This is a genomic window from Thioclava sp. F34-6, assembly GCF_002213235.1.
Classification (GTDB): domain Bacteria; phylum Pseudomonadota; class Alphaproteobacteria; order Rhodobacterales; family Rhodobacteraceae; genus Thioclava; species Thioclava nitratireducens.
Map to the genome: position 1 here is coordinate 343,068 of NZ_NBOA01000005.1, position 16,607 is coordinate 359,674.

At 65.0% G+C, this 16,607-nt stretch carries 16 protein-coding genes; all 16 read right to left on the reverse strand.

The features are described from left to right. Positions 1-16: 16 nt before the first annotated feature. Positions 17-496: a prepilin peptidase gene (locus B6V72_RS12855; protein WP_075774447.1), complete on the reverse strand. Its 480-nt coding sequence runs from the start codon at positions 494-496 to the stop codon at positions 17-19. Then, complete coding sequence (locus tag B6V72_RS12860) at positions 493-1,218, reverse strand: helix-turn-helix transcriptional regulator (RefSeq protein ID WP_157771571.1); 726 nt, start codon at positions 1,216-1,218, stop codon at positions 493-495. The genes B6V72_RS12855 and B6V72_RS12860 overlap by 4 nt, the downstream gene beginning before the upstream one ends. 378 nt (positions 1,219-1,596) lie before the next feature. Further along, positions 1,597-2,598: a type II secretion system F family protein gene (locus B6V72_RS12865; RefSeq protein ID WP_088721802.1), complete on the reverse strand. Its 1,002-nt coding sequence runs from the start codon at positions 2,596-2,598 to the stop codon at positions 1,597-1,599. A 16-nt stretch (positions 2,599-2,614) separates the two neighbouring features. Further along, a complete protein-coding gene (locus B6V72_RS12870) occupies positions 2,615-3,586 on the reverse strand; it encodes a type II secretion system F family protein (protein WP_075774444.1) in 972 nt (323 codons plus the stop codon). Between the two features lie 3 nt (positions 3,587-3,589). After that, the gene (locus B6V72_RS12875; protein ID WP_088735742.1) at positions 3,590-5,020 is read right to left on the reverse strand and encodes a CpaF family protein; all 1,431 of its coding nucleotides are present in this window, start codon (positions 5,018-5,020) and stop codon (positions 3,590-3,592) included. A gap of 13 nt (positions 5,021-5,033) precedes the next feature. Then, the gene (locus tag B6V72_RS12880) at positions 5,034-5,933 is read right to left on the reverse strand and encodes a hypothetical protein (RefSeq protein WP_146696202.1); all 900 of its coding nucleotides are present in this window, start codon (positions 5,931-5,933) and stop codon (positions 5,034-5,036) included. Positions 5,934-5,951: 18 nt separating this feature from the next. Then, a complete protein-coding gene (locus B6V72_RS12885) occupies positions 5,952-6,602 on the reverse strand; it encodes a TadE/TadG family type IV pilus assembly protein (protein ID WP_088735744.1) in 651 nt (216 codons plus the stop codon). Further along, positions 6,599-7,108, reverse strand: coding sequence for a TadE/TadG family type IV pilus assembly protein (locus tag B6V72_RS12890; protein WP_075774440.1), 510 nt, complete (start codon positions 7,106-7,108; stop codon positions 6,599-6,601). The genes B6V72_RS12885 and B6V72_RS12890 overlap by 4 nt, the downstream gene beginning before the upstream one ends. Before the next feature lie 5 nt (positions 7,109-7,113). Beyond that, a complete protein-coding gene (locus B6V72_RS12895) occupies positions 7,114-8,628 on the reverse strand; it encodes a pilus assembly protein TadG-related protein (RefSeq protein ID WP_088735745.1) in 1,515 nt (504 codons plus the stop codon). A 12-nt stretch (positions 8,629-8,640) separates the two neighbouring features. After that, the gene (cpaB, locus tag B6V72_RS12900) at positions 8,641-9,447 is read right to left on the reverse strand and encodes a Flp pilus assembly protein CpaB (protein ID WP_088735746.1); all 807 of its coding nucleotides are present in this window, start codon (positions 9,445-9,447) and stop codon (positions 8,641-8,643) included. A 92-nt stretch (positions 9,448-9,539) separates the two neighbouring features. Further along, the gene (locus B6V72_RS12905) at positions 9,540-9,731 is read right to left on the reverse strand and encodes a Flp family type IVb pilin (RefSeq protein ID WP_088735747.1); all 192 of its coding nucleotides are present in this window, start codon (positions 9,729-9,731) and stop codon (positions 9,540-9,542) included. 430 nt (positions 9,732-10,161) lie between these two features. Then, entirely contained in the window at positions 10,162-11,559 is a 1,398-nt protein-coding gene (gene murD / locus B6V72_RS12910; protein WP_088735748.1) for a UDP-N-acetylmuramoyl-L-alanine--D-glutamate ligase, read from the reverse strand. Between the two features lie 215 nt (positions 11,560-11,774). Continuing rightward, the gene (locus B6V72_RS12915) at positions 11,775-12,380 is read right to left on the reverse strand and encodes a hypothetical protein (RefSeq protein WP_088726845.1); all 606 of its coding nucleotides are present in this window, start codon (positions 12,378-12,380) and stop codon (positions 11,775-11,777) included. Positions 12,381-12,560: 180 nt separating this feature from the next. After that, positions 12,561-13,643, reverse strand: coding sequence for a phospho-N-acetylmuramoyl-pentapeptide-transferase (mraY, locus tag B6V72_RS12920; protein ID WP_075774434.1), 1,083 nt, complete (start codon positions 13,641-13,643; stop codon positions 12,561-12,563). Continuing rightward, a complete protein-coding gene (gene murF / locus B6V72_RS12925) occupies positions 13,643-15,091 on the reverse strand; it encodes a UDP-N-acetylmuramoyl-tripeptide--D-alanyl-D-alanine ligase (RefSeq protein ID WP_088735749.1) in 1,449 nt (482 codons plus the stop codon). Before murF ends, mraY begins: the two co-directional genes overlap by 1 nt. Further along, positions 15,091-16,572, reverse strand: a complete 1,482-nt coding sequence (locus tag B6V72_RS12930) for a UDP-N-acetylmuramoyl-L-alanyl-D-glutamate--2,6-diaminopimelate ligase (protein ID WP_075774432.1) — start codon at positions 16,570-16,572, stop codon at positions 15,091-15,093. Before B6V72_RS12930 ends, murF begins: the two co-directional genes overlap by 1 nt. Between the last annotated feature and the right edge of the window lie 35 nt (positions 16,573-16,607).

Below are 16,607 nucleotides of genomic sequence, written 5' to 3' on the forward strand. Positions count from 1 at the left end.
CCTCCCTTGGCGGGGCCTACCCGCCGACCAGATAAGGCAAAGCCAGACCGGCAAGCGCGATCGAGACGCCCATCGGGAGCTTTCCCCGTGCGTAACAGCTCTTCCAACCCAAGCGAGGCCCGAGGCGCGCCGCCACTGGCGCGCTTTGCAGCCCCATCGTCAGCGCAGAGCCTGCGAAAAGCGCGACGGAAAAGGCGATCAAAAACTCCCCCATCGCCGCAGAGGGCACGAACAGCATCAGGGCCGCGAGGAATTTCACGTCCCCGCCTCCGAAGGCGCGCAGCACGAAGAAGACGTAGCCAACCGCGAAAGTGATCGCTGCCGCGGCCAGCCGCAGGCTCAGTTCGTGCAGAGCTAGGAACGGCGCGCAGAGCGCAAAGAAGCCCAGCGTAATCAGCACGATCCTATTTGGGATGCGCATCTCGCGCAGATCGCTGAGCGCGACCCAGATCAACACCGGGGCCAGCGCCGCCAGCGGCAGGAGTTGCGCAGTCATGCGACCCGTCCGGATTTCGCGCCGCCGAGTTCGAACGGCAGTCCGGAGACAAGCTGGAAAGTCAATTCCGCCAGGTTGCGCGCGCCCGTCTTGGAATAGAGATTGCTTAGATGGGTGCGCAGGGTGGATTCCTTGATCCCCAGCTCCGCAAGCATCTGATCGGGCGACTGGCCATGGCGCAGCAGCAGGCAGACGCGATATTCCGAACGGCTCAGGCGCGCCGGGTTATCCGCGCTCAGAATCGGCGAGCCGATGAGCGGCGCGGCCTGCTTGGCGGCCGATTTCAGCAAGCTCTCGGTGAACATGCCTCGCGCGCGGTTGTGCCAGGTGCGGCTAAGCGTATCGCCGAGCGTCGTCAGCACAGCCTGCTGATACTGGCGCAACTTCTCGGTGAAATGCAGCTCCAGCGTATCGACCCAGCGATCGCTGATCTCGAGCGGGATGACCACCATCTCGATCAGGTTGCGACGGGCGAGCGCCGAGGCGACCGCAGGCGGCACGTCCTCGTCCTGCATCGAGCGATACCAAGTCGAGCCCTTCTTCGCCTTGTCCAGGTAATCGCCCAGCAGATCGCCCGCGAAGCTTTGCTCCAAGGGGATCCGGCAACCCGATCTCGCCCTGTCATGAACCAGCGCCCGCGCCGGTGCGCCCGCATCTCGCGGATAGCGCGCCAATATGATGGCCTCGGCCCCGATACTGTCGGTCAGATATCTCAATGCCATGCGGAGCGGGTTCGTCCCGTGCAGACACTCACACCACTGTGCAACGGCCCCAATCATGCCCGCTTCGATAGCGCGCTCCTGCCCGGGCGGTGCCCCGGCTGTTCCATAGTCTCGCATGGTCCCCACCATCCCCAGAAACTATTATATGTGGCCCCTTTTCTTAGCGTGACAGCGCGTGGGCCATCTCTAAGCGTAACTCCTAAATGGTTTAATTCCTAAGCTAGCCATTTGGACTATATCCACAGAACCCAGGAATGTATCCACAGGCAACCGATACACCCATAGGTTGCAATTTCGGCATTTAGGTCGAAATTTCGTCCGTAAAAATTGCCCGTAAACAATGCCTTGGGAAAAGCGCCGATTTGGAAACGATTCGATTTACTGGGCGTAGTTCATAAAATATCGAATCACCACGGGGCCGACCGCGATCAGGATCAGCGCCGGCAGCATCAGCGAAGCGAGAACCCCGGACATCTGCACCGGCAGGCGATTGGCCTTTTCCTGCGCGCGCATCTCGCGGATGCCACGCAGATCGGCGGCATAGGTTGTCAGGGCCTGTGCCATGGACGCCCCGAAGCGCAGCGACTGGCTCGCGACATTGGCGAAAGCGCGCACGGTCTCGACCCCGGTGCGGTCGGCCATGTCCCGCAGGGCCGCCTCGCGCTCGCGACCGGCCTGGACCTGTCGCTGCACCGAGAGGAACTCGAAGGAGATCTCCGGCGAGGTCTCGGCCAGTTCGTTGCCGACGCGAGTCATCGCCGCATCGAACCCCATGCCGCTCTCGATGGCGACCTGCATCAGGTCGAGCGCGTTCGGAAAGCTTTCCTCGATGCGCAACCGCCGCTCACGCATCCGGCCGTTGAGCCACATCAGCGGCAGCAGGTAACCGCCAGCGACAAGGCCGGTGAGTATCTGGTAGGTCGCGATACCGCTCAGGCTGCCGAGGCGGGCATCCAGCCCCAGCGGCAGCGCGATGTCGGGGCTACGCGCGGCGATCAGGAGCCCCATGAAAATCCCCGGCAGACCGATCCCCAGCGCGATCCGGATCAGAGTGAAGCGGCGCAAGGCGCTCGCCCCGGACAGACCGGCCTGCGCGAGTTTGCGTTCGAGCTTGGAGCGGGTCTGGCGGTCTGCGGGCACGAAGGCCTTCAGGATCTGACCCGGCCGGGCCTCCGGCGCCTTGAGATAGCCATGCTCGGCACGTCCCCCCGTTTTCGGCCCGCCAATGGCCGCAATCCGCTCGGCGGCGCGGTCGCGCTGGAAGGCGGCCTGAAGCCCGACGATCAGCAGCAGCAGGCCGAAGCCGATCCCGGCGGCCAGAAGCGTTTCGGGCGCGATGCCCATCCGAAGCGCAAAATCCTCGATCCGTGTCATCAACATGGTCTCTCTCCCCGGCTCAGATCCGGAACTGCACCAAGCGGCGCAGCACCACGGCATTCAGGACAATCAGCGTGATGACGATGATCGCCATCGTGCGGAACATCGGCTGATCGGCGACCTCGCCATAGTAATTGGGCGAAATCAGCGAGGTGAAGCCGAACATGATGAAGGGCAGAGCGGTCAGGAACCACGCCGAGGCGCGCCCCTCCGCCGAGATCGCGCGGATCTTGCGCCGCATCGAGATCCGGCCCCGCGTCGTCGCCGCCAGCACTTCGAGGACGCGGGCGAGATCGCCGCCCGTGCCATGCTGGATGCCGATGCTGGCGGCGAGATAATCGGCGTCTTCCAGCCCCACCCTCTCGGCGAATTCCAGCACCGCGTCAGGAAGATCTTCACCGTAGGTGACCTGATCGAAGATGATGCCGAACTCGGTGCCGATCGGGTCCGGCATTTCCTCGGCCACGGCGCCGATCGACATGTTCAGCGGATGGCCGATCTTCAGACCGCGCGCCAGCATGTCGAGCGCGTCGGGAAGTTGGCCGGTCAGCACCTTCATCCGCTGCGTCGCCCGCGAGCGCAGGACCAGAAAAGGCAGCACCAGCCCGATGACCAGTGCCGCCGGGGCCGCCCGCAACGGGCCGAGCGGCGCAAGCGCGAGTACGAAACTCCCGATCGTAAGCGCGGCGCAGAGCAGCAGGAATTTGTCCGGCCCGATCCGGAAGCCCGCACGATGCAGCAGGCGCGGCAGGTCGAAGCTCTTGGGGAGCCGCGCGATCCATCCTTTGCGCGGATCGGGCTTGAGCAGCGCAAGCACCTCCTCGGTGTCGCGGCCCTTCGCGATCATCTTCATCCGGCGGCTCTTGGCCTCGCCGCTGGTCTCCGTCCGGTTGAGCAGATGCAGCCCCCCGGTCAGCGCCAGCAGCACGCCAAGCGCGATGCCGCTATAGGCGACATAGGCGGCAAGGTCTTTTTCGATTATCTCCCACATGGCTCAGTGCCCCCGCATCTTGAAATCAGTCGGATCGACCGCGACGCCCGCTGCGATCAGGTCTTCGAGGCAGCGCGGGCGCAGGCCGGTGGCGGTGAACTCGCCCTCGATCGCGCCATCTGCGGTGGTGCCGGTCTTCCGGAACGTGAAGATGTCCTGCATCATCACGATATTGCCCTCCTGCCCGGTGATTTCCGAGATCGACAGTACCCGGCGGCGGCCGTCGGAGAGGCGCGCAATCTGCACCACGATGTCGAGTCCGGAGGCGATCTGCGAACGGATCGCGGTCAGCGGCATGTCGAGGCCGATCATGGTCACCATCTGCTCGATCCGCCCCAGGGCATCACGGGCGGAATTGGCGTGGACGGTGGTCATCGAGCCGTCGTGGCCGGTGTTCATCGCCTGCAACATGTCGAAGGCTTCCGAGCCGCGCACCTCGCCCACGATGATCCGGTCGGGCCGCATCCGGAGCGCGTTCTTCACGAGATCGCGCTGGAGCACCGCGCCCTGCCCGTTCGGATTTGGCGCCCGGGTTTCCAGCCGCACGACGTGCTCCTGCTGCAGCTGCAGTTCCGCTGCATCCTCGATCGTCACGATCCGCGTGCGCGGGTCGATGGCGGCAGAGATCGCGTTCAGCAGCGTCGTCTTGCCCGAGCCGGTGCCGCCGGAAATCAGGATGTTCTTGCGGGAATGGACCAGCCCCTGCAGGAACCGCGCCGCCGCCCCGGTCATCATCCCGGTCTCGACGAGCCGCTCCAGCGTATAGGGCTGGCGCGAGAACTTGCGGATCGAGAGGCTCGGCCCGTCGATCGCGCAAGGCCGGATGATCGCGTTCACGCGGCTGCCGTCATCGAGCCGCGCATCGACCCAAGGGTTGCTCTCGTCGATCCGGCGGCCCACCCGCGAGACGATCTTGTCGATGATCCGGAGCAGATGACGCTCGTCGCGAAAGCGCACCGCGGTGCGCTCCAGCACGCCGTGACGTTCGACGAAGACGCGGTTGCAGCCGTTGACGAGAATATCGTTGATCGAGGGATCGGCCAGCAACGGCTCGAGCGGGCCAAGGCCCAGCACCTCGTTGAGAAGCTCGTCGACCAGCGTCTTGAACTCCTCCGCGCGCAGCGGGGTTTTCGCGTCGCGCAGTTCTTCGCTGACCAGTGCGGCCACTTCGCGGCGGAGTTCCTCAGGCACGACCTTGTCGAGCATCGACAGGTTTAGCCGATCAAGAAGCGCATCGTGCAACCGGCTTTTCAACTCCAGCGCGCGGCGCTGGCTTTCTTCGTCGATCGAAGGCGCCGCCGGTTTCGGCGGGTTCTTTTGCGCGACCATCTCGCGCGCCTCTTTCGGCGGACTTCCCGCGAAGGGTTTGCCGAGCGGGATCACCTTCTCGGTCTCGGTACGTTTGGACCCGCGATCCGTGAAATTGCGAAACATCTCGTGTTCCCCCTCAGTTCGACCGGGCCGCGCTCTGTGCGAGCCGCCCTTTCGCAAGCCCGGCGATCGCTTTCGACAAGGCGGAGCGCCGTCCGATCCGCGCCAGCGGCACTCCGCGATCGGCGGCCTCCCGTGCGGCGCGCGGGTCGTCGGGAAGCCAGTGGCTGAGGTCGCGATCGAGCGCCTTCGCCGCTTCCTGCTGCAGCCGTGAGCGCATCAGCGGACGGCTTTGATGGTTCACGACCACCTCGATCTCCAGCGCGAGGTTTTCCTCGCGATAGGCGTCGATCAGGCGGCGTGCCTGCTGCAGCGACGGCACCGCGAGATCGGTCACCAGATACAGCAAGGAGGCGCGCGCCAGCACCGGCGAGACCCAGTCGATCAGCGCATGCGGCAGATCGACGATGACGTAATCGCAGCGCGCCTGCATCAGCGTGATCAGCTCGGTCACCTGATCGGCCCCGAGCGCGCCGAGCGGCGCAAAGGCGGCAGGAGCGCAGAGCACTTCCAACCCGTCTTTCGAATATTGCAGCGACTGGTCGACGAAGGTCTCATCGGGCATCGCGCCGCTACGCGCCATGTCGTAGAGCGCCGGGCTCGGCTCGAGGTCCAGGAACCCCGCGACCATGCCGAATTGCAGGTCGAGGTCAATCAAGCCGACGCGGCGCGGCGCCTGCCCTTTCTTGGCGCCCTGCGCCGAGAGCTGATGCGCGAGGTTCACCGCCAGCATCGTCGCCCCGATGCCACCACGGCTGCGCGCAACCGCGATCACCTGGCCTTCATCGTCGGGTGCCTCCGTCTGCGCCATACGCCCGGTCTCGGCAGAAAAGCTCAGCCGGCGCTTGGCGGGTGCGGCAAGGTCGCGAGCGCTCGGCTCGGGCACCAGGACCATCGGATTGGTTCTACGAGTCATTTCATCTCTCCCCTTGCTTTAGCTACCCGCGCCCTGCGCGAGATCCTCGCCCGGCATCGACGTACTCATGCTCGGGAAGGCGATATCTGCATCAAGATTTTCATCGACGGTGCCCGTCACGAGCCCCACCAGCGCGCCCAGCGGCGTCGCGAATACGAAGTTCACATTCTGCAATTCGACCGTGACCATCGGCACATAGGGCCCGCCGAGGAACCCGAGTTCGGGATCGTAGGAATAGCTGAAGGACAGGTTCGCCGCGCTCGAGCCATTGGGCAGCGCCGGGGCCACGATCGGCCAGATCTCGGCCACGGTCGGATTCGTCATCGCGCCCGAGCAGCTTACCGTCGCAGGTGCGGAGCAGACCCAGCTCTCGGCGCTGCAATTGGTGCCGAATTGGGGCTCCGCCTGGTCCTTCGGCGTCACGCCGCGCGTATTCGTCTCGGGCACACCGGCGCAGGCCGGCGGGCGCACCGCGGCGAGCCGCGCCGCAACCTGCAGCCCGCGCTGCATGTTCACGTAGTGATAGGCCAGACGACCGAAATCCAGCAGCCCGAAGAACACCAGCAGGTAGAGGCCGAAGACCAGCGTGAACTCGACAAGGGTCGCGCCCTCTTCGTCACGCAGGAAGCGGCGGAAGCCATGTGCCCGATATGCGAAACGCGCGCTCATGAGCCGAAGACCCGGTTCTGGTCGGCGACGACCGTGGTCACGGTGCCGAGCGTGGAGGGCGTCACGAGGGTGAAGAGACCGGCGAAGGGGAAAGTGATCGTGACATTCGCCGCAACTTCGACGATTGGCGCATCGCCGAAACGATAGCTTCCTGCGATGCAGTCGAGGCTCGGTTCGACGCTGGTGACTGTCACGCCGCCACCCAGAACGCTGCCGCCGGTGATCGCGTTGCCGACGATATTCGCGAGCGTCGCCGCCTGACCGTCGACGCTGCCACCGGTTTCGCAGATGCTGCGCGGAGTGATGCGGGCGAGGTAGCGGCTCGCATCGCGCACGCCGCCGATCACCGTCTGGTAGGCGAGGAACATCCGCCCGCTCTCTATGATCGCGGCAAACAGGATCAGCATCAGCGGCAGCACCAGCGCAAATTCCACCAGCTGCGCACCCTCATCATCGCGCCAGATCCGGCGCGGGCTGCGGAGGCGATATGCACGAAACCACCGCATCGCGCTCACCGGTAAAGCTGGACAACGTCGCGGACCATGCCGCCCGTGCCCAGTTCCTCTTGATCGCCATTGCTGGCAGAGCCGATAACCTCGCCCCAGATATCCATCGTCGGCGGGCTCGATCCGTCCTCGCCCACCGGCTCGGTCAGGAAGACCTTGACGAATTCCTTGACCGGCACATTGGTGGCAGCGCCCTTGATCACGGTGCCCGTCTCGGCGCTGCAATCGATCCCCGCGACGATCAGCACGCGGCGATCGGCGTTAGGGGCCGCCGCCGGCGCGCAGCTCGGCAGGCCCGTCTCCGCGCGTCCCGAAAGGATGTCGCCGCCATTCGCCGCCGCGATCTCGGCAAGGTAGAGATCGTAACGGGTCACAGCGTCGGCAAAGGGATCCGTCGCACCCTCTGCCGTGATGTCGATGCCGTAATTCTTCTGCATGTAGGTGATGCGACCCTGCGACCAGTCGCCATCGCCGAAGCGACCGCATGGCTCAGCTGCGCCCGGCATGAAGCAATCGTCACGCGGCAGACCGACCGTATCGGGCGAGACCTCCTCGTTCTCCTTGATGCAGGCGTTCTTGCTGGTGTTTTCCTTCCCGCTCGGGTTGGCGGCGACGATCCCCTTGATGACATTGGGTGCGGGCGCGTAATTGGGATCCTTGCTGAGGCCGTTCATAATCGACTGGTACATGTCGAAGCGCACATTGAAGATCGCCGCGTTGCGCCCTTCCTTCTGGCCCGGCTCGAGGTCGACGCCGCGCTGGTTGAAGCATTGGGTGATCTTGCTGACCGCACCGAGCAGGCAGGCGTCGAGCTGGGCTCCGGATTTATTCGCGCAGGGCCCGTCTTCGTCGACCTTGGCGCGTTTCGGATCGAGAAACCCGAAATCACCGGGCCCCCAGGCTGCGTCGCCGCCCCCGCCAGAGCGCAGCAGGATCATCTGTCCTATGTCTTTCTCCGCGTCGAAACCGGGCGGGACGCAGAACATCAAGGGCGTGACGTCGCAGGCGAGGATTTCGAGCCCCGCCACCGCCTGCGCCGAGGCCGAGCCGTCGAAAGCGTCATAGCCGCCCATCGTCGTGAAGGCAGCGGCGAAGACGCCCTGAACTTCGCGTTCGTTGACGTCAACTCGGACGAAGGCGGCTTTTGTCGGATCGGTGGTGACCGCGTCTGTCGCGTCATTGTCGTTTGCCGGGAGCGCGCTGAGATAGGTCAGGGTCACGTCATTCGCGGCCCCAAGCACCCGCGAGCCAGTCGCGAAGCTCTGGCTGTCGACGATGAGTTGGGCCGCGGCTTCGGCCCGCGTGATCGCGTCATTGTTGCCGTCAAGTTCGCCTGCCGCCGCCAAGGCCACCGAGTCCGCGAAGGATTGCAGCTCCGAGCGGGTGCTGCCGAGCCGCCCCAGGTCGAAGGACAGCGCGACGAGCCCCAGCAGCACAACGAGGCTCATCCCGAAGAAGACGAGGATCGTCCCGTCTTCCTCTCTGGCGAAACGCCGGATGCTGTTCTGGATGCGCCCCATCGACCCCGAGCCTCACTTGATCGCGGTTTCGGTGACTTCGGTGCCGCGCCGGACGATCACGGTGCGGATCGGCGTCGGTTCGAGCTTGTTCTTCGGGCGCTCGCTGAGAATGTCCGCGAGACCGATCGAAGGCAGCGGATCGCTCTCGGCGTCGTCCAGCGTGCGCAGCGTCAGGCTCAGCGTGCCCGCCTTCTGCGCGAGTGCGAGGCGCTGGCCCTGTTCGGGCGAAACCTCGACCGTGACTGTACGCGCCACGCCGGGGGTCTTCACCTTCTCATCGGCTTCCTGATCGACCCCGATGACGCGGACGTCCTGAAGGATCGTCACGGTCTTGAGCGTCTCGTTGCTACCGCGCGTCAGCATCACGTCGACACGGTCGCCCGGTGTCACGAAACCACCCACCCCGCTCGAGGCGTTGACTTCGATCGCCATTGCGCGGCTGTTCGGGCCGAGGGTCTGAACGATGGTAACCTTTTCGCCGTAATTCGACACCTTGGAGGCGAGGATCAACTCGCCCTGCGCGATCTCGGCGCGGGCCCGGCGCGGCTCTCCGCCCGATTTCGGCAGGAGGGCTGCGTAATCCGTGAAGACCCCCGGCGGCAGCGCGTCTTTCGGCCAGGAGATCGAGGTCAGTTTCTGCGCCTCGATGGTCTGACCGAAGGGAATGTTCTGTGCTGCGGCGAGCACCTCGACGAGGCCTTCGCGCTCGGCCGCCACTTCGCGTTTGTATTTCGCCTCGAAGAAATCGCGCGCCAGGTAAGCCGAGCCACCTGCCACGGCGAGTCCTGCGGTAAAGGTTAGCAAAGATGCGATACGCATGGCGCTCTCCGTTTCGTGGAATGAGTTGAGTGGCTCAGGGCAACTCTACGGCGGCTGCCCTGAGCGAAAGACGCGACACTACTCGGCCGAGGTCACGGGGTAGTCGTCGGAGTCATAAGAGTGGTCGCGGCAGTCATGCGCCCCGCGACCGCGCCGCTAAGACCAGTGTAGATCGTAGCGCCAATTCCCAATGCGATCGCCAGCGCGATGCCGTATTCGACGACCGTGACGCCCTCTTCGTCAGTCTTCAGACGGCGCAGCGAAGCGAGTTTGAACAGTTTCATGGTCTTTCTCCGTTTTGAAATGCCGGCCCACCCCGGCGTTTAAATCTGGCCCCGTGTCCCCTGTTGAGCCGGGCAGCCAAGATTCAGATTGCGAGGGTTTCGACGCGGAGACATCGGCGCGGCGTCGCAATATAACAACTCAACGTTGTATTTTTTGGCAGCGGTGCCGAAATCTGGACCCCGGACACGCCGATGGTCCCCGCGAACGCGCGGCAACGCCCATGCCGCGATTCGTCGGTTGGGCGCGATTCTCGTCTTGTTGCGGAGGTTTGGCGCGTGCCACTGAATGACGCCGTTCAGGCTACTGCGCCGTTCGAGCTACGGCCCGCACGCCGATGCGGTGACAAAAGCGCCAAAATCGACGGCTGTCCCGAAGCGGGACACCCGGCGTCGCGAGATGGGCGGACGGTCCGCTCTGCGAAGGTCGGCCTCAGCCGGGCAATGCGTCCACGAGCTGCGCGAAATGATCGCCGCGTTTCTCGAAATTCGGATATTGGTCGAAGCTCGCCGCGGCGGGCGCCAGCAGGACCGTGTCGCCCGCCTCGGCATCGCGGGCGCAGGCGGCGACGGCGGCTTCCATCGTCTCGCAAATCTCATGCTCGACCGCCAGTTCCAGCGCGAAATCGCGCGCCGAGTGACCGATGAAATAAGCTTTCTTCACCGCGCCGAGATGCTCGGACAGCGAGTCCACCCCGCCCTCCTTGCCCAGACCGCCCGCGATCCAGCGGATGTTCCGGAAGGCCTGCAGCGCTTTCGCAGCGCTGTCGGTATTGGTGGCCTTGGAGTCATTGACCCAGCGCACGCCGCCCTTTTCGGCGACGGTCTGGCTGCGATGCGGCAGTCCGGCGAAGGAATGAAACGCCTCTTCGATGACGCGCGGCGAAATCCCGAGCGCGCGCACGGCGGCATAGGCGGCGCAGGCGTTCTGGTGGTTATGCGCGCCAGGCAGCCCGGTCACCTCGCGCAGATCGATCGATGCTACCTGCTTGCCCTTGCGCCATTCGCTGAGGAACCCCTTGCGGGCGAAGACCGACCAGCCCCAGTCGCCCAGCTTGCGCGACGCGGAGACCCGGATCAGGCGGTCATCGTTGCGGCCCATCATGATCTGATTGGCAAGATAGATGCCTTCGGGCTCGTCTACGCCGATCACCGCGCGATCCGGGCCGCCTTCGGCGAAAAGACGACGCTTGGCCGCGAAATAGCCGCCCATGCCGGCGTGGCGGTCGAGGTGGTCGGGAGAGAGATTGGTAAAGACCGCGATGTCGGGCGTCAGAGCCCGCGCCAGATCTGTCTGATAGGAGGACAGCTCCAGCACCACGACCTCGCCATTTTCGGCCGGTTCCAGATCGAGCACGCCGCGCCCGATATTGCCCGCCATCTGGGTCGGGCGCCCGGCCTCTTCCAGAATGTGGTGGATCAGCGCCGTCGTCGTGGATTTCCCGTTCGAGCCGGTGACGCAGATCGTGCGCGGTGCCTGATCGTAGCGCATGAAATCGTCGGTGGCCCATGAGGCGAAGAACAGACCGATATCGTTGTCGACGGGCACGCCCGCCTCCATCGCCGCAGAGATCACTTGGTTCGGCTTGGGATAGAGATGCGGGATGCCTGGCGAGACGATCAGCGCCGCGACACCCTCGAAAGCGCCGTGACGGGTCAGGTCGCGGCAGCTATAGCCTGCATCCTCGGCGCGCGCGCGGCCTTCGGGGCTGTCATCCCAGCAGAGCGGCTCGGCCCCGCCTGCGCGCAGCGCCGCCGCCGTCGCCAGACCCGAACGCCCGAGCCCGAGCACCGCCACCTTCTGTCCGTCAAAGCCCTGCACCGGGATCATGGAAGTCTCCTGTCGCCTCGCGGGAATGCCCCGCCCTTCAGACCTGTCGCGCTCAGCGCCGCAGGGGCCTGCCCCCGCAACTCCGGGATATTTGAACCGATACGAAGGGGAAAGGGGGAACACGGCGCGGAGAGGGCAAGACACGTAAAAACGGCGCGCACGGAGGGGGAGGAACCGTGCGCGCCGAAAAGGGTCTTCTTGGTCCGGTCGTTAGATTACGACTTCTGGTCTTGCTGCTTTTCGAGCTCCGTCAGGATATCCGACAGGCTCGCGTTGAGGGTCAGTTTGCCCGAGCCGACTTCCGACGCCGGAACGGTGATCTTGAACATCGAGACAGCCGTGTCGAGCGTGTCATCGGTGCGGACATAGACCTGGTCGGTCTTGCCCATGTTCATGACCTTCGTGATCGTACCGACCGCAGCACCGTCCGAAGACACGACGGCGTCGTCCACGCCTGCCTGAACCTCGTTACCGACGATGCCGGCATCCTTTTTCAGTTGGTTCTGCGCCGGGATCGATTCACCACCGTTCGAGGTTTGGCCGCTCGCAGTTTGCTCGGCCGTAGCAGCGCCGACCTTCTTGCCGGCGACACCGGCGGTGTTGTTGACGTCGCTGCCCGTGGTGACGTTCACGGCGGGCGGGTTGCCCGTGGACGTCTGATCGTTCGGAACGACCTGCATCTTGTAATCGACGAGACCGTACTGGCCGTTCTCCGCGTTGCTGCCCTGGGTCACGCCATTTGCGTGGGTGGCAACGGCGCCGAGCGAGAGCGTAGCGGCAAGAGCGGTCGTCGAAAGGATGATGTTGAACTTGCGGGTCATCGGGGTCTCCTCGCTAAAAAACTTTTGCGACATCTCGCGTCGCGGTTCGGGGAGACAACCAACGAATTTCGCTCTGGTTCGCTCAAATAATTTTGAGAAAAACCACGGCGCGCCTCGAGGAACCAAAGCGCGCCGGAAGAGATCGCGCGCGGGGCGCGATCGGAGAAAAAGATGTGCGGGTCAGCGGATCTTCAGTGTCGCCAGACCGATCAGCGCGAGGATCAGCGAGATGATCCAGAAACGGATGACGATCTGCGGCTCCGACCACCCCTTCTTTTCGAAATGGTGGTGGATCGGGGCCATCAGGAAGACCCGTTTGCCGGTGCGTTTGAAATAGGCGACCTGGATGATCACCGAGAGCGCCTCGACCACGAAGAGCCCGCCGACGATGCCGAGGACGATCTCGTGCTGGGTGCAGACCGCGATCGCGCCGATCGCGCCGCCAAGCGCGAGGCTGCCGGTGTCGCCCATGAAGACCGCCGCCGGCGGCGCGTTGTACCACAGAAAGCCCAGACCGCCCCCCATCAGCGCCGCGGTGAAGATCACCAGTTCCCCGGTGCCGGGCACGAATTGCACGCCGAGATAATCGGTGAAGTCGGTGCGGCCCACGACATAGGCGATCGCGCCCAGCGTACCCGCGGCGATCATCACCGGCATGATCGCGAGCCCGTCGAGCCCGTCGGTCAGGTTCACCGCATTGGCCGCGCCCACGATCACGATCATCGCGAAGGGGATGTAGAAATAGCCTAGGTTCAGCACCAGATCCTTGAAGAACGGGATCGACAGCCGCCCTTCCAGATCGGACGGGTGCAGATACCACGTCAGGAGCGACGCCAGAAGCGCGAGCAGGAAGCCGAGCGCGAGCCGCGCCTTGCTGCTGACCCCCTTGGTGTTCTGCTTGGAAACCTTGGCGTAATCGTCGGCGAAGCCGATTGCGGCGTAGCCGTAGGTCACCATCAGCACGACCCAGATATATCCGTTGTCGAGCCGCGCCCAGAGGAGCGTCGACACCAACAACGCGGTGAGGATCAGGATACCGCCCATCGTGGGCGTCCCGGCCTTGGAGATATGCCCCTCGGGCCCGTCATCGCGGATCGGCTGCCCCTTGCCCTGAGTGCGGCGCAGGATCCCGATCAGCCAGGGTCCGAAAATGAACCCCACCAGCAGCGCCGTGAAGAACGCCGCCCCCGCACGGAAGGTGATGTAGCGGAACAGGTTGAAGACGCCCCCGCCATCGGAGAAGTCGGTCAGCCAATACAACATTAGTCTTTTCCCTTATGGGCCTCGGCCGCTCCGGGCTGGCCGAGTTTTCTCAATACGCTCACGACGAGGCTCACCTTGGAGCCCTTCGAGCCTTTGACCAGCACCACGTCGCCGGGGTCGATCAGGTGGCGGGCGCGCTCTGCCAGCTTGTCCGCCGTTTCATACCATTCTCCCCGCTTGGTGCGCGGCAGGGCTTCGCGAAGCGCCGCCATGCGCGGTCCCGCGAGATGCACGAGGTCGACCTTCGCCATGGCCGGGTGATCGGCGATGGCCGCGTGCAGCGCCGTTTCGTCCTCGCCCAGCTCCAGCATGTCGCCAAGGATCGCGATGCGGCGCCCTTTCGCGGTGCGCCCAACACCGTCGCGTGGCTTGGCGCCTGCCAGAACTTCGAGCGCTGCGGCCATCGAGGCGGGGTTCGCGTTGAACGCGTCGTCGAAGAGGTCGAAGCTCTCGGCCTCGTCCACCACATCCATATAGACCCGCTCGCGCTGACCGCGCCCGGCGGGGGGCTGCCAGTTGCCCAGATCCATCGCGGCAATGGTCGGATCGCAACCCGCGGCTTCGGCCAAGGCCAGCACGCCGAGCGCGTTGGCCGCGAAATGCCGCCCCGGGGTCATCACCTTGAACAGGATCGACGTGCCATGGTGGTCCGCCTGAACGACGGTTGCGTCGCCCGAGATGCGGGCCTCGACAAGACGGTAGTCCGAGCCCGGCTCGGGGCCGAAGGTGACCATTGTTCCTGCCTGCTGGGCGGCCTCGCGCAGGATGTCGGAGGTCTCCAGCCCGGTCGGCACGATCGCGGTGCCGCCCTCGACGAGGCCCTGGAAGATCGACGCCTTCTCATGCGCGATGCCTTCGATACTCTCGAAGGCCGCGAGATGCGCGGGCGCGACGGTCGTTATCATCGCGGCATGGGGCCGCGCCAGTTTCGCCAGCGGCGCGATCTCGCCCGGATTGCTCATCCCGATCTCGATCACGGCGAAATCGGCATCCTGCGGCAGGCGCGCCAGCGTGATCGGGACACCCCAGTGATTGTTGAAGCTCGCCTCGGCCGCGTGAACCTTGCCTTGAGCGGAGAGGACAGCGCGCAGCATCTCTTTGCTCGACGTCTTGCCGACCGAGCCGGTGACGGCGAGCACACGGGCCCGCGCCCTTGCGCGCCCCGCCCGCCCCAATGCTTCTAGGCCCGCGAGGACGTCATCCACGATTAGCAGCGGGTCGTCTTTCGAGCAGCCCACGGGAATGCGACTGACCATCGCCGCCGCCGCGCCTTTGTCGAGCGCCTGTCGCACGAAGTCATGGCCGTCTCGCACATCTTTGAGTGCGACGAAAAGATCGCCCGGATGTATGGTCCGGGTGTCGATGGAAATTCCGGTTGCGGCGAAAGCCTGCGTGGCCTCACCATCGGTGGCGGCAGCCGCGTCGCTCGAGGTCCAGAGAACGGCCATCAGATTTTCCCGTCCAGCGCAGCAACAGCGACCGAGGCCTGCTCGGCGTCGTCGAACGGGTAGGTGTCCGAGCCGATGATCTGTCCGCTCTCATGGCCCTTGCCCATTACCAGCAGCGCATCGCCGGGCTGCAGCAGATCGACGCCGCGCAGGATCGCCTCGGCCCGGTCGCCCACTTCGAGCGCCTTTGGCGCGCCTTCCAGCACGGCAGCGCGGATCGTTGCGGGATCTTCCGAGCGCGGATTGTCGTCGGTCACGATGACAATGTCGGCATTCTCGGCGGCGGCCTTGCCCATCAGCGGGCGCTTCGTCGCGTCCCGATCCCCGCCTGCGCCGACGATGGCGATCAGGCGGCCCATCACATGCGGGCGCAGCGCCTTCAGCGCGGTCTGCACCGCATCCGGCGTGTGGGCGTAATCGACGAAGACCGTCGCGCCGTTGTCGCGGGTGGCAGCCAGTTGCATCCGCCCGCGCACGGTGGAGAGCTTCGGCAGTGTCGCGAAGACCTCCTCGGGGTCGGCGCCGCACGCGATGGCGAGCGCCGCACCGGTAAGCACATTCATCGCCTGGAACCCGCCGATCAGCGGCAGGCGAGTCATCTGGGTCCAGCCTTCCCAGGCGAAGCGCACATCCTGACCGGTTGCATCGAACCGCTGCCCGAGAATCTGCATCTCGCAGCGTTCGGTATGGCCGATCCCGATCAGCTCCTGACCGCGCGCAGTGATATAGCGCGCGAGTTCCTCCCCCTTGGGATCGTCGAGATTGATCACCGCCGCTCCGTCTTCGGGCAGGACCCGGGTGAAGAGCCCAGCTTTGGCCGCGAAATACTCCTCGAAGCTCGCGTGGTAATCGAGGTGATCTTGCGAGAAGTTGGTGAAAGCGGCCGCCGAGAGCGTCACACCATCCAACCGACGCTGCGCGAGCCCGTGCGACGAGGCCTCCATCGCGGCATGGGTCACGCCGACGGCAGCCATGTCCGAGAGCAAGCGATGCAGGGTGATCGGCTCGGGCGTCGTATGCGGCGAAGGTGCGGCATAGCTGCCCTCGACGCCTGTCGTGCCGATATTCGCGGCCTCGAATCCCAGCAACTGCCAGATCTGGCGGGTAAAGGTCGCGACAGAAGTCTTGCCGTTGGTGCCGGTCACCGCGATCATCGTCTCGGGCTGGCGCTCGAACCACAGCGCTGCCGCGAAAGCGAGCGCCTGACGCGGATCTTGCGTGACGACAATGGCCGTATCGGTGCCCGCGAGCGCCTCGCGCGCGGTTTGCTCGCCCGCGCGATCGGTCAGCACTGCGGCTGCGCCCATGCGCAACGCGTAAGGAATGAACTCGGCCCCGTGGATCTGCGTGCCCGGCAACGCCGCAAAAAGATGGCCCGGTTTGACCTGCCGACTGTCGACCGACAGTCCCGAGATCGCGCAGTCTGCGCCCTGCAGCGGCGTCAGCCCCAATTCGCTCAGCATTTTGGTGCCCGCAGCCATCGTATCCGTCCTTTATTCAGTTCGCCGCACTTATC